General features: G+C 72.1%; 16 protein-coding genes. 8 read left to right on the top strand and 8 right to left on the bottom strand.

All coding sequences use genetic code 11. From position 1 onward, the window contains the following. Window positions 1–19 precede the first annotated feature (19 nt). The 4 genes from AC07AB_RS01125 to AC07AB_RS01110 all read right to left on the bottom strand — a co-directional run bounded on the left by AC07AB_RS01125 (window position 20) and on the right by AC07AB_RS01110 (window position 3,971). Window positions 20–790, bottom strand: coding sequence for a class I SAM-dependent methyltransferase (locus AC07AB_RS01125; protein WP_478558027.1), 771 nt, complete (start codon window positions 788–790; stop codon window positions 20–22). 152 nt (window positions 791–942) lie between these two features. Beyond that, window positions 943–1,785 (bottom strand): bifunctional 5,10-methylenetetrahydrofolate dehydrogenase/5,10-methenyltetrahydrofolate cyclohydrolase, encoded by an 843-nt coding sequence (locus tag AC07AB_RS01120; RefSeq protein WP_478558024.1) that lies wholly within the window; start codon window positions 1,783–1,785, stop codon window positions 943–945. A 73-nt stretch (window positions 1,786–1,858) separates the two neighbouring features. Then, window positions 1,859–2,479, bottom strand: a complete 621-nt coding sequence (locus AC07AB_RS01115) for a cyclodeaminase/cyclohydrolase family protein (RefSeq protein ID WP_478558021.1) — start codon at window positions 2,477–2,479, stop codon at window positions 1,859–1,861. A gap of 88 nt (window positions 2,480–2,567) precedes the next feature. Continuing rightward, on the bottom strand, window positions 2,568–3,971 hold the full coding sequence (locus AC07AB_RS01110; RefSeq protein WP_478558018.1) for an aminotransferase-like domain-containing protein: 1,404 nt from the start codon (window positions 3,969–3,971) through the stop codon (window positions 2,568–2,570). A gap of 156 nt (window positions 3,972–4,127) precedes the next feature. On the opposite strand from AC07AB_RS01110, the gene AC07AB_RS01105 reads away from it, so the two are divergent. Together AC07AB_RS01105 and AC07AB_RS01100 are read left to right on the top strand one after the other, a co-directional pair. Further along, window positions 4,128–5,393, top strand: a complete 1,266-nt coding sequence (locus AC07AB_RS01105; protein WP_478558016.1) for a Tm-1-like ATP-binding domain-containing protein — start codon at window positions 4,128–4,130, stop codon at window positions 5,391–5,393. 123 nt (window positions 5,394–5,516) lie between these two features. After that, entirely contained in the window at window positions 5,517–6,338 is an 822-nt protein-coding gene (locus tag AC07AB_RS01100; protein ID WP_478558014.1) for a phosphoenolpyruvate hydrolase family protein, read from the top strand. A gap of 197 nt (window positions 6,339–6,535) precedes the next feature. Here the strand turns inward: AC07AB_RS01100 and AC07AB_RS01095 are convergent, their stop codons facing one another. Together AC07AB_RS01095 and AC07AB_RS01090 are read right to left on the bottom strand one after the other, a co-directional pair. Beyond that, a complete protein-coding gene (locus AC07AB_RS01095) occupies window positions 6,536–7,423 on the bottom strand; it encodes an NAD(P)H-binding protein (protein WP_478558011.1) in 888 nt (295 codons plus the stop codon). Between the two features lie 243 nt (window positions 7,424–7,666). Then, entirely contained in the window at window positions 7,667–8,734 is a 1,068-nt protein-coding gene (locus AC07AB_RS01090) for a YncE family protein (RefSeq protein ID WP_478558008.1), read from the bottom strand. A 145-nt stretch (window positions 8,735–8,879) separates the two neighbouring features. Here AC07AB_RS01090 and AC07AB_RS01085 point away from each other — a divergent pair, with 145 nt between their 5' ends. After that, window positions 8,880–9,779, top strand: coding sequence for a LysR family transcriptional regulator (locus AC07AB_RS01085; protein ID WP_478558005.1), 900 nt, complete (start codon window positions 8,880–8,882; stop codon window positions 9,777–9,779). Window positions 9,780–9,918: 139 nt separating this feature from the next. On the opposite strand, the gene AC07AB_RS01080 is transcribed toward AC07AB_RS01085, so the two are convergent. Next, window positions 9,919–10,635, bottom strand: coding sequence for a sensor domain-containing protein (locus tag AC07AB_RS01080; RefSeq protein ID WP_478558002.1), 717 nt, complete (start codon window positions 10,633–10,635; stop codon window positions 9,919–9,921). Between the two features lie 241 nt (window positions 10,636–10,876). Then, window positions 10,877–13,207 carry a HelD family protein gene (locus AC07AB_RS01075; RefSeq protein WP_478559672.1) on the bottom strand — a complete coding sequence of 777 codons (2,331 nt, stop codon included), beginning with the start codon at window positions 13,205–13,207 and terminating at the stop codon, window positions 10,877–10,879. Between the two features lie 334 nt (window positions 13,208–13,541). Here AC07AB_RS01075 and AC07AB_RS01070 point away from each other — a divergent pair, with 334 nt between their 5' ends. The 5 genes from AC07AB_RS01070 to AC07AB_RS01050 all read left to right on the top strand — a co-directional run bounded on the left by AC07AB_RS01070 (window position 13,542) and on the right by AC07AB_RS01050 (window position 22,255). Next, the gene (locus AC07AB_RS01070; RefSeq protein ID WP_478558000.1) at window positions 13,542–14,243 is read left to right on the top strand and encodes a Crp/Fnr family transcriptional regulator; all 702 of its coding nucleotides are present in this window, start codon (window positions 13,542–13,544) and stop codon (window positions 14,241–14,243) included. Between the two features lie 235 nt (window positions 14,244–14,478). Continuing rightward, window positions 14,479–15,438, top strand: coding sequence for a hypothetical protein (locus tag AC07AB_RS01065; protein ID WP_478557997.1), 960 nt, complete (start codon window positions 14,479–14,481; stop codon window positions 15,436–15,438). Continuing rightward, a complete protein-coding gene (locus AC07AB_RS01060; RefSeq protein ID WP_478557994.1) occupies window positions 15,435–17,816 on the top strand; it encodes a hypothetical protein in 2,382 nt (793 codons plus the stop codon). Before AC07AB_RS01065 ends, AC07AB_RS01060 begins: the two co-directional genes overlap by 4 nt. Beyond that, entirely contained in the window at window positions 17,816–18,808 is a 993-nt protein-coding gene (locus AC07AB_RS01055) for a hypothetical protein (RefSeq protein WP_478557991.1), read from the top strand. Before AC07AB_RS01060 ends, AC07AB_RS01055 begins: the two co-directional genes overlap by 1 nt. Before the next feature lie 1,131 nt (window positions 18,809–19,939). Continuing rightward, entirely contained in the window at window positions 19,940–22,255 is a 2,316-nt protein-coding gene (locus tag AC07AB_RS01050) for an ATP-binding protein (protein WP_478557988.1), read from the top strand. Window positions 22,256–22,336: the final 81 nt, after the last annotated feature.

The following is a 22,336-nucleotide window of genomic DNA, read 5'->3' as shown; positions in this document are numbered from 1 at the left end:
GGCCGTGGAGTCCCCGCTCTCAGCCGGTCTTACGGGCCTCGATCAGGAAGCGCGCGGTGTGCGCGACGAAGGGGCCCTCGGCCTGGATCCGCTCGTGCAGTTCCCGCAGCCGGTCCCGGTACCGCTCCACGGTGAACCCGGGGACCATCCAGATCACCTTCCGCAGGAAGTAGATCACCGCGCCGATGTCGTGGAACTCGGTCCGCAGGGACTCGTGGCGCAGGTCGACGATCTCCAGCCCGGCGGCCTCGGCCGCCTGGCGCGCGTCGTCGGGGTGGCGGGCGCGCCGGACGTTCTCGGGCTGCGGCCCGAGGAAGTACTCGACGAGTTCGAAGACGCTGGCCGGACCGACCTGCTGGGAGAAGTACGTGCCGCCGGGCCGCAGCACGCGGGCGATCTCCGCCCACCACACGGTGACCGGGTGGCGGCTAACGACCAGGTCGAACGCTCCGTCGGCGAACGGCAGCGGCGGCTCGTCCTCGTCCGCGACGACGGCCGCGCCGCGCGGGTGCAGCAGCGCGGTCGCCTTGGCGACGTTCGGCGGCCAGGACTCCGTGGCCACCATCAGCGCGGGCAGCTCCGGTACTCCGGCGAGGACTTCCCCGCCGCCCGTCTGGATGTCGAGCGCGGCGGTCGCCCGCGCCAGCCGTTCGCCCATCGCGCGCTGGTACGCCCAGGAGGGGCGCTGCTCGGTGGCGCGGCCGTCGAGCCAGGAGAAGTCCCAGCCGTCGACGGATACGGACTCGGCCTCGGCGATGAGTTCTTCGAAGGTGGAAGGTGTGGTGGGCATAAGCCGAGTCTCACAACAAACTATGAGATATGCGAACGAATTAGGCGTCGGGGAGGTGCTGGGGGTGCTGGGGGGCTGGGGAAGTGCTGGGAACGGGGCCGGGGGGTGCCCGGCCCCGTGCTGCGGAGCCTCGGGTATCGCCGACCGCGCGGTCAGCGCCCGGCCGCCCGTACGGTGTGCTGCAACAGCAGCGCCGTGGTCACCGGCCCCACCCCGCCCGGCACCGGTGTGAGCGCCCCCGCGCGGCCGTCGACGGAGGCGGCGTCCACGTCGCCGGTCAGCCCGCCGTCCTCGGTGGGGTTGGTGCCCACGTCCACCACGACGGCCCCGGCCCGTACGTGCTCGGCGCCGATCAGCCCGGCCCGGCCCACCGCGGCCACCACCACATCGGCCGCGGAGGTGACGGCCGCCAGATCCTTGGTGCGCGAGTGGCAGACGGTGACCGTGGCGTTCTTGTCCAGGAGCAGGTGCGCGACGGGCTTGCCGACGACGGTCGAACGTCCGACGACCGCCACGTGCCGGCCGGTCAGCTCGACGCGGTGGTGGTCCAGGAGCCGTACGACGGCTTCGGCGGTCGCCGGGGCGAACGCGGGCAGCCCGGCGGCCAGCCGGCCCAGGGAGAGCGGGTTGGCGCCGTCGACGTCCTTCTCGAACGCGATGGCCCCGGCCAGCTCCTCCAGCGAGGCCCCGGCCGGCAGCGGCGTCTGGAGGATGACGCCGTGCACGCCCGCGTCGGCGGACAGCTCGGCCAGCTTCGCCCGGATGGTGTCGGGGGCGGCGTGTTCGCCGAGGTCGACGACGTCGCAGCCGATGCCCGCCTTCGCGGCGGCCTTGGCGATGGACCGTACGTACCAGGCGCTGGACTCGTCGGCCGTCGCGACGACGACCGCGAGCTTCGGCGGCGTACCGGCGGCCGTGAGGGCGGCGGCCTCGGTGGCGGTGGCGTCGCGAAGGGCGGCCGCGAGTTCCTTGCCGGTCAGGGGAGTTGTGGTCACTCGGCGATCTCCTTGCGGGGCGGGGGAGTTGTGGTCACTCGGCGAACTCCTCGCGGGGGCGAGGGAGTTGCGGTCACGTGGCGATCCCCTCGCGTACGGCGGCCGTGATCCGCTCGGCGCGGGCGGCGACGGCGTCGACGCGGTCGGCCTCGGCGGTCAGTTCGGCGCGGACCCGCTCGTCACTGATGCCGCCGAGGTTGATCTCCACGTTCACGCGGGCGGTGGTCGCGGCGGCGCGGGCGGCCTCGGCGGCGGCCGCGATATCGGTGACGACATTGCGATTGCCGACCGGCAGCAACTCCTCGGCGAACGCGACGACGGCCGCGGCGACGGAGACGACGGCGGCCGGCGCCCGCCCCGCTCCGATCAGCGCATCGGCGATCGCGGCCGAACGCGCCTCCTTCGCCGCGTCGTTGTCGCGGGGCAGCTTGTACGCCTCGGTGACCGCCGTGAACGCCGCCGCGTCCTCCTCCGCCAGCCGCAGAGCGGTCTCCCGCAACTCATCGGTCCCGGCGGTGATCCGCCCGATGGCGTCCGCGTGCGCCGCGTACTTCTCCCCGGTGCTGTAACGGGCCACCATGCCCAGCAGCGCCGCGGCCTGCGCGGCGTGCAGCGCGGCGACCGCACCTCCGCCCGGCGCGGGCACCCGCTCGGCGAGCCGCTCCAGGAAGCCGCTGATCTTGTCGTCGCGCATGAACGCTCGTCCTTCGGTAGGGGCGGGAATCCTCGACACGCCCCGAGAGCGTCCCATGAACGCGTGTGCCGATGCGGCGTACGCACCGTCACCGCGACCGGCTCCGCTCCGCGCAGTCCGCCAGGACCGGCAGCGCCTTCTCCAGCCTCCCGTCCTCGTCGGCGAAGGGCAGCCGCAGATGGTGGCGGAAGCCGTCCACGGCGGAGAAGGCGGGGCCGGGCACGACGAACACCCCGGCCCGACGGGCGAGTTGGGCGGTTGCGTCGGTGTCGGCGCCGGGGATCTCCACCCACAGGGCGGAGCCCCCGGCCGGGCGTTCCCAGCGCCATTGGGGGACCCGCGCCCGTAGCAAACGCTCGGTCTCCGCCAGCCGGTCGCGCAGCCGGGCGCGGCGCAGGGCGCGGGCCTCGGGCAGCCGCTGGAGGAGCTGTACGGCCACCAGTTGCTCCACGACGGGGCAGGCCAGGTCCACGGATTTCTTGATCTCGGCAAGCCGGGCGATGACGGTGGGGGAGGCGCGGACCCAGCCGAGCCGGAGGCCGCCCCAGAACAGCTTGGACATGGTGCCGAGGGTCGCGGTGGCGGCGGGCGGCAGTCGCGTGGCGAGGGAGTCGGGCGCGGAGTCGTCGTGCAGGGCGAGTTCGGCGTACGAGTTGTCCTCGACGGTGTACAGGCCATGCTCGGTCAGCACGCTCGCCCACGCCTGCCGGGCGCGCGCGTCCAGGGCCCGGCCGGTGGGGTTGTGGACGGCCGGTTGCAGATAGACCAGCCGGGGGCGGATGTGGCCTACGAGGCGGCCGAGGACGGTGGGTCCGGTGCCCGCCGCCAGCGGTACGAGCCGGGCCCCGCGCGCCCGCAGCGCCTCCAGGGCCCCGCGGTACGTCGGGTCCTCCACGATCACGCTGTCGCCGGGCTGCACCAGCCCCTGCGTGATCAGCCATACGGCCTGCTGGGAACCGGCCGTGACGAGGATCTGGTCCGCCGTGGTGGGCAGGCCCGCCGCCCGGTGGTACCCGGCGATCGCCTCGCGCAGCGCCGGAAGCCCGTACGGCAGATAGCCGTCGTCCAGCAGCGCCGCCGCGAGGTCCCGGGCCGGCAGGTCGCGCACCGCGTCGGCCACCGCGGGCAGGCCGTCCAGCGCCCCGCTGGACAGATCGATGCCGCCGTCCCGCGACCCGAAACCGGCGAGCCGCCCCTCACTGGCGGGCGCGTCGGCCGCGCCCGCGCCGCGCAGCCGCGACCCGCTGCCCTGCCGGCTCTCCAGCCAGCCCTCGGCCTCCAGCTGCCCGTACGCGGCCGTCACCGTGGAGCGGCTGACGCCGAGCGCCGCCGCTAGGACGCGCTGCGCGGGCAGCACGGTGCCGGCCGGTACGTCGCCGCGCTGGGCCAGTTCGCGCAGCGCGTCCGCGAGAAGGCGCGGCAGCGCTTCCGTGCCGCCTTTGGTCCATCCGGTGAGCAGCCGCGACAGCCGGGTGGGAGGGATACGGTCCATGCCCGACATCATCGCTGTCTCCTCAGCGCGGAGCGCTCTGCGCACTACAGGCCAATTCGCCCGAAGTGGTCTTGGGGGGCGGTCGGCGGCCGGTCGATGATCGGAGCATCGACCGGCCCTTCACCGGCATTCACCGTCCATTCAAAGGAGAAGGACATGGCGAGCGTGGTGCTGCTCGGGACGTTGGACACCAAAGGCGCGGAGTACGCCTGGCTGGCGGACCGGCTCCGCGAGACCGGCTGCGAGGTCGTGGTCGTCGACGCCGGAGTGATGGCGCTGCCCGACGGCGCGTTCCCCGGCGACGTGGACGCCGCCACCGTCGCGAGCGCCGCCGGACACGACGTGACGGAGCTGCGTACGGGCGCGGACCGGGGCGCGGCGGTACGGGCCATGGCCGAGGGCGCCGACCGGGTGATCGGCAAGCTGCATCGGCAGGGCCGGCTGCACGCGGTGCTGGCGGTGGCGGGCAGCGGCGGTTCGTTCATCGCCGCGCGGGCCATGCGGTCGCTGCCGATCGGGGTGCCGAAGCTGCTGGTGTCCACGATGGCCGCCGGGGACGTCGGCCCGTACGTGGGCAGCAGCGACGTCACCCTGATGTACAGCGTCGTCGACGTCGCGGGCATCAACTCCGTCTCCCGGCTGGTCCTGGGCAACGCGGTGGCAGCCGCCGCCGGGATGGCCCGGCGGTACGAGCTGAGCCTGAGCGCCCCGCCCACGCCGGGGCGCGAACTGATCGGCGCCAGCATGTTCGGCATCACCACGCCCGCCGTCGACGCGGCCCGCGCCCGCCTGGCCGAACTCGGCTACGAGGTACTGGTCTTCCACGCCACCGGCTCGGGCGGCCGGGCGCTGGAGAAACTGGCGGCGGGCGGGTTCCTCGCCGGTGTGCTCGACCTGACCACCACCGAACTCGCCGACGAACTGGTCGGCGGCGTCCTCAGCGCCGGCCCCGACCGCCTCACCGCGGCCGGGCGCGCGGGCGTACCGCAGGTGGTCGCGCCGGGCGCGCTGGACGCCGTCAACTTCGGCCCCGCGGACACCGTCCCGCCGCGCTTCGCCGACCGCCGCCTCCTGGTGCACAACCCCACCGTCACCCTTATGCGCACCACGTCCGAGGAGATGGCCGCGCTGGGCGACACCATCGGCCGCAAGCTGGCCGAGGCGCGCGGGCCGGCGGCGGTCCTGTGGCCGCTGCGCGGCGTCTCCGCGGTGGACGCCGAGGGCGGCCCGTTCCACGACCCGGCCGCCGACGGGGCGGGGCTGGAAGCGCTGCGCGGGGCCGTCGGGGGGAGCGCGGTCGAGCTGCGGGAGGTGGACGCGCACCTCAACGACGCCTCGTTCGCGGTGGCGGCGGCGGAGCTGCTGCACCGGATGATCGGGGAGCGGTGGGAGGCGGGGGCGAGCGGTACGACGCAGCCTTGAGGGGCAGAGGCAGAGGCAGAGGCAGAGACCGGAAACGCGACGCACGACGTAGCACCGCACAGGCACCACACAGCACCACCCAGCACTACTCAGCACGACGCAGCACCGATGGAGGAGCCCACCATGGACCGCACCACAGCCCTGGCCCGTCTGACCGGCCAGGTGAGCGCCGGCCGAGCCGTCATCGGCGCGGGCGCGGGCACCGGACTGTCCGCCAAGTGCGCGGAGGCCGGCGGCGTCGACCTGCTGATCATCTACAACTCCGGCCGGTACCGGATGGCGGGCCGCGGCTCCCTCGCGGGTCTGCTGCCCTACGGGGACGCCAACGCCATCGTGCTGGACATGGCAGGCGAGGTGCTCCCGGTCGTACGGGACGTACCCGTGCTCGCCGGTGTCTGCGGCACCGACCCCTTCCGGATCATGGGGAACTTCCTGGACCAGCTGAAGGCCGTCGGCTTCACGGGCGTACAGAACTTTCCGACCGTGGGCCTCTACGACGGAAAGTTCCGCGAGAACCTGGAGGAGACGGGGATGGGGTTCGGCCTGGAGGTCGACATGATCCGCCAGGCGCACGAGCGCGAACTGCTCACCGCCCCCTATGTCTTCGACGCCGGTCAGGCGGCCGAGATGGCGCGGGCGGGCGCGGATGTCCTCGTACCGCACGTGGGGCTCACGACCAAGGGCTCCATCGGCGCGGCGACGGCCCTGACGCTCGATCAGGCGGCGTCTGCCGTACAGGAGATGCACGACGCCGCGAAGCGGGTCAACCCCGACATCATCGTGCTCTGCCACGGCGGCCCGATCGCCGAGCCCGAGGACGCGCGGTACGTCCTGGACCACACCTCCGGGATCGCGGGCTTCTTCGGCGCGTCCTCCATGGAGCGCCTTCCCACGGAGCGCGCCATCACGGACCAGGCGCGCGCGTTCAAGTCGCTGGCGCTGTAGCCGGGGGCTTGTCCCACCACCCGTAAGCGCTACGGGAAGGCGCTGCGGGAAGGCGCTGCGGGTGGAGACGCGCCGGCCCGGCGGGCGCCGGCGCACAGTGATTCGTGCCGGTGCCCGTCGGGCGGTGGACGCAGGCGACGCAGGGACTCAGGCGACGCAGGGACGCAGAAACTCAGGCGGCTCAGGGACGCAGGGGCTCAGGCGGCGGCGACGGCCGGCTTGAGGACCTCCTCGCACCACTGCCGGAACGTCGTCGGGGTCGTCGACTCCGCGGTACGCGGCTCGGCGAGGTCGAGGCCCTGGTTCTTGGCGTCGAACATGTCGACCATTCCCTGGGCCATCGCGGCGGTCATCCCGAAGCCGGTGAGGCGGTCCTTGAGCGCCGCGCCCGGAATCTGCTGGTAGCCGACCTCCGTGCCGAGGACCTCGGAGATGATCTGCGCCATCTCGTTGGGCGACAGGTTCTCGGGACCGAGGCAGGGAACGTCCGCGGCACCGTCCCACGAGCTGTCGAGCAGCAGCCGGGCGGCCGTGGCGGCGATGTCGTGGGTGGCCACGGTGGGGCTCTTCAGGTCAGGGGCGATCGTCATGAAGAACATGCCCTTTTCCTTGATCGGCTTGGCGTGGTTGAGCAAGTTGTGCATGAACGACGGGCAGGCCACGGCCCGGTAGGCGACGCCGGACGCGGCGATCAGGTCGCCCATCGCCAGCGACGAGGTCACCAGGCCGGCGCGGTCGGCCAGCGACGTCCCGCGGCCGAGCACGGAGATGGCCACGACGCGCTTGACGCCGCGCCGGACGAACGCGTCGCACGCCGGGCGGGTGAAGTCGACGTAGGCGGCCTCGGTGCTGGGCGCGGAACCATCGTCCGGAGCGAGCCAGAAGACGGCCTCGGCGCCGTCGCACGCCTGGTCGATGACGGCGGCGTCGCCGTGCGAGCCCTTGACGACCTCGACCCGGTCACGGACCTCGGGGGCGAGGCGCGAGGGGTCGCGGACGACGAGGCGCAGCCGCGCCCCGCGGTCGAGCAGGTCGTCGACGAGTATGCGGCCGATGGTGCTGGTGGGTGCGGTGATGACGATCATGAGGGTGTCTGTTCCTTCTTGGGGTCGAGCGGGGTCTGTTCTGGGCCCGGGCGGGGTTGGCGGGTTCGCGGGGTTCGCCCCTGCGGCCGGGCACGTGCGTTTCCGGGGTCGGGCAGGTCCGTTCCGGGTGGTCGGGCAGGCCCGTTCCGGGGGTTGGACAGGTCCGTTCCGGGTGGTCGGGCAGGCCCGTTCCGAAGTTCAGGCAGGCCCGTTCCGAGGTTCGTTCAGGTTTGTTTCCGGCGGTCAGGCCGGGCGCGGCAGGTAGGCCAGGCCGTGGGCGCCGGGCTCGCCGAGCCGGGCGATGTCCAGCCGGGCCAGGCTCTCCAGCGTCTCCAGGTCGACGATGTCGACGGTGGAGGAGGCGACGGAGGCCACGTACGCGAGGCGGCCGTCGGGTGACGAGGAGACGGTCAGCGGGCAGAGCCCCACCTCGACCTCGCCCAGCCGGGTACGGGTCTCGGCGGAGAACACCGTGAGGCGGCCCGGTGCGTGGCGCCCGAGCCGGGAGACCGGGTCGGGTTCCATGCGTATCCCGCCCGCGAGCAGCTTTCCCGTCGAGGTCAGGTGCACCGGCAGGATGACGTCGTCCGTGGGCAGGGTGTCGACGACGGACGCGGTCCGGGCGTCGATGACCCGGATCCCCGTGTCCGGCGACTTCTCGGCACCGGCGAGGGAGGGCCCGGCGTAGGGCGCGGCGACGAAGGCGTACGCGCCGTCGGCGGAGACGGCGAGCCCCTCGCTGCCCGGCACCTCGACCTTCGCGGTGAGGACGCCCTTGTCGAGGTCGACGACCGATACGAACGGCGCCTCCTTGTTGGTGGCGTACCCCGTCCGCCCCGCCGGGTCGATGGCGAACCAGTGCGGGCCGGGCGCGTCCGTGTCGATCCTGCCCAGGGGCCGCCGTGTCGCCGTGTCGATCACCACGACGCCGCCGGGCCGGTCCTCGGAGCCCTCCACGCTGACGTAGAGCCGACCGCGCGCCGTGTCCAGGGCCAGGCCGTGCGGACCGTGTTCCGGTGCGAGGTCGATCACCTCGACGATGCGGCGGGTGTCGGGGTCGATGACGGTCAGTTCGGTGCGCCGCCCGCTGTTCGCGTGGTAGTAGCCCGAGGAGTAGGCGGTCGTGCACCACAGCAGCCGCTGCGTCGGGTCGAAACACAGCTCGTGCGGCTCGGCGACGATGTCGAGCGTGTCGATGTGCCGGTCGGTGGCGGCGTCGAAGAACGAGACCGTCGGCCCACTCTGGCTGACCACGGCCAGAACGTCGCCTTCGCGGCCGGCGCGGGGTGACTCGCGGGGTGACTGCTGCACGGAGGGCTCCTCCTCGGATGGGCGAGTGGACTGTCACGCGGCTTCGCGGACATGTCCACTGTCGGCTCTTGAGGAGCTCCGCGACAATGCAAAGATAGGCACCTAATAGTTAACCCAGGCGTAAAAATGCAGCTCAGGGGCTTGTGTGGATCTCAACCTGCTACGGGCGTTGGACGCCCTGCTCCAGGAGAACAGTGTGACCCGCGCCGCCGAACGGCTCGGCACGTCCCCCGCGGCGGCCAGCCGTACGCTGGCCCGGCTCCGCCGCGCCGTCGGCGACCCCCTGCTGGTCCGCGCCGGCCAGGGGATGGTCCCGACCCCGCGGGCGCTGGAACTCCGGGAGGAGGTCGGCGCGTTGCTGCGCGGCTGCGACAACGTCCTGCGGCCCGGGGCGGGTTTCGACGCCGTGCACCTCCAGCGCACGTTCACGGTCCAGACCACCGACCTGCTCCTGGTGGGGCTGGCCGGAACGCTGACCGACCGGATTCACCGGGAGGCCCCGCACGTCGACGTGGTCTTCCTGCCGGAGGCGGTGGAGGGCGGCCCCGCGCTGCGGCAGGGCTGGGTCGACGTCGAACTGGGCGTACTCGGAAACATGGACCCGGAGATCCGGACCCAGCGCCTCGCCCACCTGCCGCTGGTCGGCATCGCGCGCAGCGGCCACCCCCTCTTCGACGGGCGGATCGACGCCCGCCGTTTCGCGGCCGCCGACCACATCGGCATCTCCCGCCTCGGCAAGCGCTTCGGCCCCATCGACAGCGCGCTCGCGGAGCTCGGACTGAGCCGCCGGACCGCGGTCGTCGTGCCCAGCCATACGAGCGCGATGATGCTCGCCCGCGACACCGACCTCGTGGCGCTCACCCTGGCCGACTGGCTCACCGACACCACCACGGCCCTGGGCCTGCGCGCCTTCCCCATCCCCCTCGACCTGGCCCCCCTCGACCTCGGAATGGCCTGGCACCCCCGCAACTCGGCCGACCCGGGCCACCGTTGGTTCCGCGACCACGTCGCGGCGGCGGTCCAGGGCCCGCCCGGGGGGCCTTGAGGGAGCACCGCGCGATAGGCGCGGGGGCCGCCCAGCCTCGAACGGCCCCGGACGTGGAAAGGCGGCAGGGCTGGGGAGAAAGCTCTCCCGGCCCTGCCGCCATTCCACGTCCGGCCGTCCGCCGCAGAACGCCCCGGACCTACCCGAGCATGGCGCGCACGGCGGCGCGGTCGACGTTGGTCAGGGCGCGGACCAGCTTCGGGGTGAGGAAGACGATGACCAGGCCGATGAGGGAGACCCCGGCGAGCTGGAAGGGCGAGGTCAGGTAGTACTGGTGGTGCACGCCGCCCGAGGTGTAGTCGAACAGCCGGTAGCCGGGCCAGCCGACGTAGTGCGGGAAGACCCAGTTGTACGCGGGGAGCAGCGCGACCGCCCAGCCGACGAGGAGCACGGCCGTCGACAGGACGAAGCTCACCATCCGCCACGGGAACATCACCAGCTGGAAGAGGAACGCGCGCCAGCCCGCCGCGTCCCCCAGCCGGGCCCGCAGGCCGGGCCAGAAGCCCGGCGTCCGCGGCGCCGGTGCGGGCGCGGCCCCGGCGGTCTCCAGGCCGAGCTTCTCCGCCGCCCGCCGGCGCTCGGCGGTGCCGAGCCCCCGCGCGCCGGCCAGCAGTCCGGCGAGTACGGGCAGCCCGAGCACGGTGACGGCCAGGACCGCGCCGACCGAGAACATCGTCAGGGCGAAGGCGAAGCCGATGAGGGCGATCGGCAGCGAGGCCAGGATGTACCCGAACTCCCGGTACGTGACGGCGGCGAACGGCGCGCGCCAGAAGCTCACGCGCTCCGCCGCCGGAGCGGTGAACGGTGCGGGCGCCGCGGTGTACGACAGGGCGCTGACGCTGGTGTTCGTGCTCATGGCGGGCCTCGGATTCGTATGAGGGCGAGTGGGCGGTGGTCCGGCGGGCCGGTGGGGGCCCTCCGCGTCGTCCTCGACGATCCCGGATCCGCGGGCCCGGCGGCATACGGTGACGTGGCCTTTTCAAGGTGGTGCTAGGTCCACCCCCGCCGACACCGATGGGGCGTACGAGGCCACGGGAGCGCTACGGCCCATGGGGCGCCGTCGCACGATCACGCGACGGCGCCCCACGCCCGTACGGTCACCGGCCGGGCCCGGCGGCGGGGTCCGCCGTCGTCACGGGGAACTCCAACCCGTCCGGCAGCGCCCCGGTGTATATCACCCCCAGCCGCTGCGTGGCCCGGGTCAGCGCCACGTACAGATCGCTCGCCCCGAACTCCGCCGGCTCGGCGACGAGCACCGTGTCGAACTCCAGCCCCTTGGCCTGCCGCGGGTCGAGCAGCACCACCGGTCTGGTCAGGTCCGGCGTCCGGCCGGCGGACGCGTGCGGCAGGGCGGCGGCGAGGTCACCGTGACGATCGCGCGGGGCGATCACCGCGAGGTGCTCGGAGCCGCCCCGGTCCGCCTCCCGCCCCACGGCCTCGGCGACCGCCCGGGCCAGGTCGCCCGTGCGGTGCGCCCACGGCCGTACGCCGGTGGAGCGGATCGAGCGCGGCGGCTCGAAGGAGGGGTCCGCGGCGCGTGGCACCGCCGCCGCGATCTCCATGATCTCGGTGGGGGTGCGGTAGTTGACCCCGAGCCGTACGCGTTCCCAGCGGTCGCCGACGTGCGGAGCCAGCATCGTCTCCCACGTCCCGCAGCCGCCCGGCTCCGCGGCCTGCGCCGGGTCGCCGACCAGCGTCATCGAGCGGGTCGGGCAGCGCCGCATCAGCAGCCGCCACATCATCGCCGAGAGCTCCTGCGCCTCGTCCACGATGATGTGGCCGAAGGCCCAGGTGCGGTCGGCCGCGGCGCGCTCGGCGGCGCTGCGGTGGTCGGCCTCCTCCTGGCGCTCGGCGAGCCGTTCCGCGTCGACCAGGTCGTGCGCGGCCAGCACCTCGGAATCCTCCTCGTCGAGGTCCTCGAACTCGTAGGTGCGCGACCCGTGGGAGAGATCGAGCACGCCCTGCGCGTACGCGATCCGCTCCTGCTGCTCGGCCTCGGCGGCGGCGCGGGCGGCCGAGTCGTCCTCGCCGAGGAGTTCGGCGGCCTCGTCGAGCAGCGGAACGTCGGCGGGCGTCCAGCCCGGGTCACCGCCCGCGCGCTGTTCGCCGCCCTCGCCCCGGTCACCGTCCTCGCGCTGGTCACTGCCCTCGTGCGGGTCACCGTCCGGGCGCCGGATGGCGTCGGCGTCGTCCTCGGGCAGGTGCACGGGGTCGGCGAGGAAGTCGGCGACCAGTTCCTCCGGGGTGAGGGACGGCCACAGCTCCGCGATGGCGGCGTGCACATCGGCGCTGGCCGCGACCGCCTTGCCGAGCAAGGCGATGTCGTCCGGACCGAGGAGGTTGGGCCCGCCGTACGGGTCCGCGCCGATCCGCTCCGCCAACTGCGCGGTGAGCGCGTCGATGACGCGGAAGGCGAAGTGCGGGCGCGCGAGGTTGTGCGGCAGCCCGGTCGCGCGCGCCTCGCGCCGCGCCTCCCGCGCGATGTCCGCGTCCAGCAGCAGTTCGCCGTCCTCGTGGCCGATCGCGATGGCTTCGTCGGGCAGGGCCTGCCGGTCCTGTACGAACCGGGCCAGTGCGTCGGCCATCGCCGTACCGCCCTTGACCTCGGCGGCGCGCGCGGTGTCGGTGCCGGTCGCGGTCACGCCGGGGAAGAGATCGCCGGGCGTGGCGAGCAGGACGCCGGTCTCGCCGAGCGAGGGCAGCACCTCGGCGATGTAACCCAGGAACGCCGGGTTCGGCCCGACGACGAGGACGGCCCGGCGGGCCAGCAGTTCCCGGTGCGCGTAGAGCAGGTACGCGGCCCGGTGCAGCGCCACCACGGTCTTCCCGGTGCCGGGGCCGCCCTCCACGACGAGGATGCCGCGGTGCGGGGCGCGGATGATCCGGTCCTGTTCGGCCTGGATGGTCTGCACGATGTCGTGCATCCGGCCGGTGCGGGCCGCGTCCAGCGAGGCCAGCAGCACGGCGTCCGCGTCGGAGCCCTCGTGCCCGGTACGCACGGTGTCGGTGAGGTCCATGAGCTCGTCGTGGAGCGCGGTGACCTGCCGCCCCGCCGTGGTGATGTGCCGCCGGCGGCGCAGCCCCATGGGGGTGTGCCCGGTGGCGAGGTAGAACGGCCGCGCGACCTCGGCCCGCCAGTCGACGACCAGCGGCGTACGGTCCGCGTCGGCGCGCCGCATCCCGATCCGCCCGATGTGGTGATCACGTCCGTCCCGGAACGCCAGCCGCCCGAAGCAGAGCCCGCTCTCCCCGGCGTTGAACGCGGCCAGCAGCCCGGACCGCTCGGCCACCAGCACCTCCCGCTCCAGCCGCGCCTGATGACTGTTCCCCTCGACCGGCAGCACCTCCCGCACCGCGTCCTCGGCCCCGGCCCGCAGCTCGGCCAGCCGTTCGTAGAGGAGGTCGATGAATTCCTGCTCGTTTCGCAATTCCGCGTTTGACAATTCAGCTCCGCTCGGATACCTTGTGAAAGTGAGGGTTTAGCCATGTCCGGAAGTGATGGAGACATGGAAACTCCCAATATACGCAGAGAAATACCCCGGCCGTCAATACGGACCGGGGTATTTCCTTTTTCTGGGGCCGGCGCGCGGGCACTCGGGGCGGGGCGTGCGGCGCCGGATGGAGCCGTACTGCCGGTCGCGCGTCGGCGCAGGCGCGCCGAGGTCGCGGACGCTTCTCGACCAGTGGGGCGAGAGGGGCGATTGTGCCGTGGAACTGCCCGTTCGGCTGCGGCGTCAAATGGAGCCTTCCTAGGGTCGCCCCATGAGTGACTATGCGTGTTCCTCCGGGGAGAAGCCGGACCCAGGTGGCCGGACGCTGCGGGATCTCGCCGGCGAGGCGGTCTGGGCGGACCTCGTGCGGCAGTCGCGCGGGCGTTGGCACCCGCCCGGTGAGTTGTTGTTGCGGCAGGACGAACCCGGCACGCATGTGCTGGCCGTGATCAGCGGTGTGCTGAAGGTCGTACGGACCGAGCGGAACGGGGCGCTTACCTTGTTGGCGTTCCGTGGGCCCGGGGACTTGCTGGGTGAAGTGGCCGTGCTCGGCGGGGGAGGCCGACTGGCGAGCGTGGAGACGCTGCTGCGGTGTGAAGTCGCGGTCATGGGCAGGGAGGAGTTCATCCGGTTCGTCGCCGCGCGCGACCTGTCCCCGGTCCTGGTGCGTTACGCCCTCACCCGGCTGCGGGAGTCGACCCAGGCCCGCGGCGGTGGAGATGTCCTGCCCCGGTTGGCGGCGGCCCTGGTGAAGATCGCCGACATCTCGAACTGGCCCGGCCCCTGCGCGGAGCGGTCTCTGGAACTCGCCCTGACTCACGAGGAGTTGGCCCAGCATCTGCGCATCCACCGGAACACCGTCACCGACCTGCTGCGCAAGCTGGAGCCGTGCCGGGTGCGTACTCGGCGGATGCGCATCGTGATCGACGACCTGCCCGCTCTGCGTCGGGCTGTGGATTCTCTCGGTGACTGAGGCCGCCGCCCGCGAACTGCTGCCCGCGGGGGATCCGGCAAAGATCGACTGCCGCACCACCGGCAGGCGTATGTGATGTGCGTCACTGGTCATCCGCACTGAGGCAGCGGAGCGGTTCACGCGCATTCGCGAACCTCGAAGGGCATCAGCGGCTGAACGTCTTCACGGCCGCGGATGCCCGGACCGCGCACGGTCCGGTCCTGCTCCCAGAGTCCGACTCCGAGAGGGAACTGCGATGAACGCGTCCTCCGCACGCCACCCCGCCCAGCCCGAAACGACTGACGGCCCCAACATCCGAAGCCGACGACTTCCGCCGTACCGGGGAATCGTGGCCGTTGATGCCAAGGACTTCACCGGATACCCGGCCAGCGAGCACATTGTCATCAGCCGTGCCATTCCGCAGCTTCTCCAGCAGTCCTTCGAACGCGCGGGTATCCCCGAGGTCTGGGAGGAGAGGAGGTTCCCCGACGCCAAAGGGGACGGTTTTGTATTCGGCTTCGACCCGGGGGCGATGCCTTTCGTCATCCACCCCTGGCTCTCCACACTCCAGGACGTGCTCACCGAGTTCAATGTGCACTCGGTGGGAGCCGTGCGCATCCGGCTCCGGGTCAGTCTGAACATCGGCCCCGTGACCGACTCGGGGGAGAAGTACGACGGCAAGGGCACGCCCCGCAACGACACCCACCGACTGCTCGACTCCCGCCCGGTCAAGGCGATGCTGGCCGCATCCAGCGAGAACATCACCCAGGTGGCCGCCATCCTCTCCGACCGCTGCTTTCAGGACGCGGTGGTGAGCGGCTACACCGGTCGCCACCTCGACTACTTCATCGAGGTGCCGGCGACGGTCGAGGACAAGACGTTCGCTCAGCGGGCCTGGCTGTACGTCCCTGTCCCCTCGGGCAACCTCTACGACCGTCGCATCCTGGGCGATCAGGTGATCGAGGACCAAGAGGCCAGGCACACGGACGCGGATGCCGAGGGCAAGGCGCGGCGGGGGAAGGGCGGCGGGTCCCACCGGACGGTGACGAACAACAGGGCCGACAAGGGGAATGTGAACACCGGCACCGTGCGTGGCGGCCAGAGCGTCAGCAACACGGATGTGGGCGGCGACCAGGTCGGCGGCAACAAGGCGGGGACCGTCCGCGGCAACCAGGGTGACACGGTACGGGGCGACAAGAAGACGAGGCACCAGTGAGCCCGGGGGACGGGCGTCCGGGGCCCAGCGACGGTCCGGACCGCTCGGACACGGCGGGGAAGTCGCCCGGCGCGCCGATCGGTGCGCTGCCCAGTGGGCCGACTGGCACCCCGGGCGGTGGGCCGGGCGAGGAGCCGAGCCCCCCGCCGGGCCGGTCCGAAGAGGACGAGTCCGACGGGTTCGACGAGGACTACGGCGACTTCGGCGATGAGAACGCCCTCGGCTACGAGGACCTCGATGCGGCATTCGGCGGGTTCGGGAACATGGGACGGCCGCAGTCCTTCATTTTCGCTCCGGGTGGAAACATCAATGCGGGTTCCGTACGCGGTGGCCAGCATGTGAAGAACCAAGAGCGACCGACCGGTCCCGGTGGACGACGGGCCGAGGCGTACGAGGGCCCCGTCTCCGAGGCCGAGATCCTGGACGCGCGGTTGGGTTTCGCGGAGCCGGACTGGTTCCCCTCGGCCCTGAAGAAGCTCGACACGGGTGTCCTGTTCCTCACCGGCGAACCCGGAACCGGCCGCCGGACCGCTGCCCTCAACCTGCTGTACCGCCACAGCGGAGACAGCATGGCGCTGCGCGCGGTCGACAACGACACCGACCTGGCTTCCTGGCGGCCCACTCACACCGAGGCGCGCGGATATCTGGTGGACGGCCTGCTGCTCAAACACCCTTTGAAGCCCGCGGTGGTCGGCAACCTGCGACGCCTGCTGACCCAGGCGGACGCGCGCATGGTGATGGTGCTTCCGTACGATCCTGCGCTGGTACGGAGCCTGGAACGGGACCTTCACGTGAGCCCCGTACGGTGCCGGCCACCTGCTCCGCAAGCGGTCTTCGAGGCGCGGTTCCGGGCGGCGGTAACGGACCCGGCGGAGCGTGACCGGCTTCTGGACGGCTTGGCGCCCGGCCTGCTGGACGAACTGCTGGTGCCCGAACTCGTACCCGCCGAGGTCGCCGAGTTGGTCGCCGCTGTGGTCGCTTCCGGAGACGGCGGGACGGAGCAGCCCGACCTCCGGAACCGGCTGAGCTTCCTCGCCGAGGACGAGGCGCCGGACCTGATCAAGAACCTGTGCGAAGACCCGGACGGGCTGTCCTTCCTGCTGGCGACCTGCGTCTTCGAGGGACTTGACCACCGAATCGTCCGGGAAGAGGCAGAGCGGCTCCTTGAACTGGCGGATGGCCGGCTGAACTCCGTCCTGCCGCGCACCGACAACCGCGGTGAGGGAGACGACGCCAAGGACGGCCGCAAGGGGCAGGAACCGCCGCGTCCCAACCCGAAGTTCGTCTTCCGACGGTCCCTGGAGCACCTGCTGCGGACCGTACGCGCACAGTGCGCGCCGAAGGAGATCCGGTCCGGCCCCTCGTATGCCTATTCAGTGGAGCCTGTGTACTTCACTCGGCACCGGCAGGCCGAGGTCGTATTGAAGTACGTGTGGCGGGAGTACGGACAACTGTCCGACGTGCTCGCGTCCTGGATGGACGAGGTCAGGAACGAGAGCGACCTGACGCAGCCAGTGGGCAGAGTCATGGGCATGGCCGCCGGCTGGGGCGGCGGCCGCCAGGCGCTGCGGCACATCGGCTCACTCGCCAAATCCGACCGCAAGAGCAGCCGGGACATCGCCGCCTATGCGCTGGGCGTGGCGGCCGAGGACCCCGTACTCGCGACGGAGGTCAAACACCGTCTCACCGCCTGGAGCCATGCGCGCGGCACACAACTGCGGTCCACCGTCGCGTACGCCTGCGGAACCGACTTCGGGGTGTCCCGGCCGGATCTCGCGCTTCGCCTGTTGCGACGGCTGTCCTACGACCTGAACGACGAGCACGAATTCACCCTCCGCGCCGAGGTGCGGTTGGCTCTCGCCCGCCTCTTCGCATCGGGTAGCCAGGCGGTGGTCTTCCGGAGCCTGACCGAATGGGCCGGCCAAGAAGGGCCCGAGGCCGATCTCGCCTTGTGGACCTTTCCGCAACTGCTCCATACCCCCCTCTGGTTCCAAGGCGAGCTGCTGGAGGGCGGTGAGTTCGCGGAACGGATCGTCGCTTTCATCCGGCGGGCGCTCAACGAGCGCGACACCTCCGATTCGACGCGCCGCGCTCTGATCAGCTGGTGTCGCCTGGCCGCCTGGAACGAGCAGCAACAAGTGGCTGTGGAGAGGCTGTTCACCGAACTCGCGCGGAGTATGCAGCACGGCGTACTGGGCCTGTTCGTCGAGATCGACCGGCACAAGGACACGGAAATGGCCGGGCGGAAGATCGCTCGCGCCGCGTTGAGCGCCTGGCGAAAGGGTGAGCCGATGGCACACACCGCTTACGACGGCTTTAAGTACAACGGCTCCGCGTACGGCAGTTCCGACACGCGAGCGGACGGGAGGACGCGATGATGAGCGAGATCAATCAGCCGGTCTACACCCTCGCCGTACATGCGCCCTGGCGGGAGATCCTCCGGCAGCGCTGGTCGGGTCGGCAGGACCGGGCCTTGGTGCTGAGGGACCGGAGCGGAGCCCATTACGTGCTGGGTCGACGACGCGGGCACGGCGCGCAGGACGGGGCGGCACCGGGATCGCTCTTGCGAAGGGCCGAAGAGCCCGGCGCGATGCCGACGGAGGTGACGTCCGGGCCCCGTCTGTTCGGCGGCTATGACGCCGCGTTCCATGTGCAGCTCGGCGAGCGGTCGGAAACGCGGGGAGTCGGGCTGCCGACCGCGTTCGGCACCGAATCGGTGGATGTACGGGTGCTGTGGTGGGTGCACGACCCGGCGCAGGCCGTGCGCAGCGGGACCACACACGGATGGGACGCGGTTCGCAGGAGCCTCGACCGGACCTTGCAGCACTTGGAGGAGGGGCAGACCGCCGAGGGATATGGCATTGGTGCGGCCGAGATGCTGGAATCCCTGTCCCCGCCGCAGCGGATGGAGACATCGGGGCTCACCTATCGCGTGACTGATGTCTTCGCGCGGGAGACGGCGGGCGAACTGCGGCTGGGGCAGGCCGGAGAAGCCGGGCTTCCGTACTCCTGGACCGCCAATCATCGGGAAGAGTACGAGTTCTGCCTCCAGGCGTTGAGCGGCGGCCCCACGTCGCTGGCGGCGCTCTGGCTGCTCAGGCACCCGGACCAGGTCAGCCAAGTGCTCGACTGGACGGTCAATCACCAGGCCGTTCTCCGAGGTGAGGTCAGCTGGCAGGACGAGATGGCCCAGATGCTCGGCAAGCTGACGGCTCAGGAACAGCAGGAACTCTCGGAACTGCTGCGCGACCGGCTCCTGGCACTGGGACGGCACGTCCCCGGGCAGCGGGCTTCGAAGGCGGACGGAGGTATCACGGCCCCTGGGCCGGGCGGCGTGGGCCGTGACGGAATGGCGGACCGGTCGGTGTGACGCGGGCCCGGCCCGGGGCCGAGCGCGGACGGTCCGGAGCGATGTGCGCGCCGGCCGCGATGGGCGTGGCCGGCGCGGCGTGATTCTTGGAATCCCATGTCGAGGGAGTGGAAGAGTGGCCCTTTTGCAGAGGCCCAGCCTGTTCGACTCGATCGAGGAACACATTCGGGGTTTGCGGGGTGACCCGCGGCTCCGCCTCACCGTCCCAGGCGCGTCGGAGGCTCTGTGTCCGACTCCCGCGCAGGCGCGGAAGGAGCTCTACGAGCAACCGGTGGACGAGCCGTTGCGCGAGGCGATCTGGCGCGAGGTGGTCGGCCTGGCTCAGCGGGAGAACTCCGGGCGGCACTGGCAGCTCTACGCGGTGTGGCTGGCGATTCCCGGCCTGCGCCGAACCGCGTATCAAGTGTCCAGCCGTCTCCGAGTGGACCGCGAGGACGTCGAGGCAGAGATGGCTCTCGCGTTGCTTGAGCGATTGCACGTAGTCGACACGGACGCTCCGGGCCTCGGCTCGCAACTCTTGCGAGCGGCGCGTCACCGCGGTTGGCAGACGGACAAGCGCGAAGGGCATGAGGCCCCTGTGGAAGGCATCGACCTCAGCGCACGGCTACAAGCGCGGGCTGGGCATGGTGGGGCGGCAGACGTCTCCGAGGTCGCGCCGCGCGCCAAACCGGATCCCGCCGGGAGCACGGCGCCCATGTGCCGACGTGAAGGAGAACGCCTCTGCTCGATTGCTCACCGGCTGCGACTGGGCGATGCCGCACCCTCCGCCCGTCGGGCGGGCAGAGGCCGAGTGGCCGCGATGCTCCCCATTCAGCGGGCCGGTGGGCGCGGATGACGGAGCGCACAGGCGTCGCTCTGACGTTCACGGAGGACTTCGAGCGGCCGGTCTAAGCGGGTGGCCTGGAGGTGGGAGTGGCCTTCGCCGCCGAGCTCGGTTGAACCGCACACTTCGCCGATAGCGAGCGCTGACACCGTTCAACAGCTCACGTGCTACGGCCATAAGCACAAGCATCCGGAAGAGACCGGCCGATAGCGGTCGTCACCGGTACCCGCCCGCCCCGCCGTCGTTAGCTTGGTCCCTCCGTGGCGCGGTTGCCTTTCGCGGGGGTGCGATGGAGGACGGTGGGTTTCATGGCGTTCGGCTCGGCCCGGTGGTGCGACGGGCGGGTGCCCGCCGAGATGACGAGCTTCGTCGGGCGGGCCCGCGAACTCGACCGGGTGCGGGAGCTGTTGGCGCGTACCCGGCTGGTGACGCTCGTCGGGCCCGGCGGCGTGGGCAAGACGCGGATCGCCGTGCGCGTCGCCGCGCAGGCCGCCCAGGGGTACGAGGAGGGCGCGCGCTTCGTCGAGCTGTCGGGGCTCAAGCGCGCCGAACTGCTGCCGCAGGCCGTGTCCGAGGCCCTGGGGCTGCCGGAGCAGACGTCGAGGCCGCAGGTGGACGCGTTGGCCGAGTACGCGGCGGAGCGCGAGCTGCTGCTCGTACTCGACACGTGCGAGCACGTACTCGACGCCTGTGCGGACCTCGCCGACCTGCTGCTGCCCCGGGCGCCCCGGCTGACGATCCTGGCGACCAGCCGCCAGCCGCTGGCCGCGCCCGGCGAGCACCTGCTGCCCGTACCCGCGCTCCCGCTGCCGCGGCCGGGCGACGACGCGGACAGTGAGGCGCTGGTCCTGCTGGCCGAGCGGGCCGCCGCGGTCCTGCCCGGCTTCGCGCTGACCAGCGCGAACCGGCGGCACGCCGTCGCGCTCTGCCACCGTCTGAGCGGCATACCGCTGGCCATCGAACTGGCCGCCGTCCGGCTGCGGGCCCTGCCGCTCGATCAGCTCGTGGCGCGGCTCGGCGACACGTTCGCGCTGCTCGACCACGGCCGTATGACGACACTGGCCCGCCACCAGACGCTGCGTACGACCATGGACTGGAGCCATGAGCTGTGCACGCCCGGCGAGCGGCTGCTGTGGGCGCGGCTCTCCGTCTTCGCGGGGTCGTTCGGGCTGGACGCCGCCGTCGAGATCGCCGCCGACCGCGAACTGCCCGCCGAGGCCGTACTGAACCATCTGGTCGGACTCGTCGAGAAGTCCGTGGTGGTAAGGCTGGGGGAGGACGGCGACCGCTACCGGCTGCTGGACACCCTGCGCGAATACGGCGCCGAACGCCTCGAAGAGGCCGGTGGGACCGGCGCGCTCCGCCGGCGCCACCTCGCCTACTTCCGCGCCATGCTCCGCCAGTTCGAGGATCGGTTCATCGGCGATCAGCAACTCCCGCTCTATCAGGGCCTCGTGGACGAACGCGAGAACCTGCGGGCGGTACTGCAGTACGCCGCGGACGGCGCCGAACTCCTCACCCTGACCGCCGTCATGTGGACGTACTGGCTCTGCTGCGGGCAGCCCGCCGAAGGCGCGTACTGGATGGAGAAGGCCCTGGGGCGCACCCGCGACCACGAGCCCTCCCCGGAGCGGGTGATGACCCTCACCTGGTACTCGATGTTCCTCGGCAGGCAGGGCGACCAGGCGGCAGCCCTGGCCGTCGCCACCGACGCGCTCGCCGGCGCGCGCACCCTCGGCGACGCCCGGTCATCGGCCTGGGCCACCTTCGCCGAGTCCAACGCGCTCTACCACCAGGGCGCCCACGCCATGGGGCTGACCAGGGCCGCCGAGAGCGTGGCCCTGATGCGGGAGGCCGCGGACGTGCACGGCGAACGACTGGCCCAGCTGCACATGAGCGTCGCCCACCTGATGGCCGGGCAGCCCGCCGACGCCATCGACGCCGCCCGCGCCACCCTCGAACTCCTCGGCCCGGACAGTGAGGAGTGCTACGTCCAGGGCTCGCAGTGCATCACCCAGGGCCTGGCGCGCATGATGCTCGGCGCGTCGGCGGAAGCGGCCCGCTCGCTGCGGAGGGGCGTACGGCTGAAGGGCGCGCTCGGCGACACGGTGGGCGTGGCGGCCGCCATGGACCTGCTGGCGTGGATCGCGGTCGGCGAGGGGCGGATGCGCAGGGCGGCCTGCCTGTTCGGGGCGTGCGCCGCGCAGTGGCGGGAGGTCGGGCAACGGTCGCTGCTCGGGAACCCGCAGATGCACGCCCTGCACGACCAGTACGAGCAGCGGGCCCGCGACGAGCTGGGCAGCGGGCGGTACGCCGCCCTGTACGCCAAGGGCGCGGCGCTCTCCCTGAGCGCGGGCGTGCTGATGGCGGCGGAGGACAAGGACACGCCGACGGGCGTGCCCCGGCAGCAGGCGATCACGGCCCGGCCGCGGCCCGCGCCGCACGCGCTGACGCGGCGCGAGCGCGAGGTCGCCGGGCTCGTCGCCGAGGGGCTGACCAACCGCGAGATCGCCGAACGCCTCGTCATCTCGCGGCGCACCGTCGACGCGCACGTGGAGCACATCCTCGCCAAGCTCGGGTACTCCTCGCGGGCGCAGATCACCGAGTTGCTCAAGGGCGGGTGACGGGCGGATGACTGCCGATTCCGTCCGGGGCGGTCATACGGCGTCCGGCATACGCCTTCTGCGCATGCCCACTCCCGCTAC

It is taken from the genome of Streptomyces sp. NPDC044033, from assembly GCF_056434425.1.
This window is presented reverse-complemented; position numbering and strand designations above follow the sequence as displayed.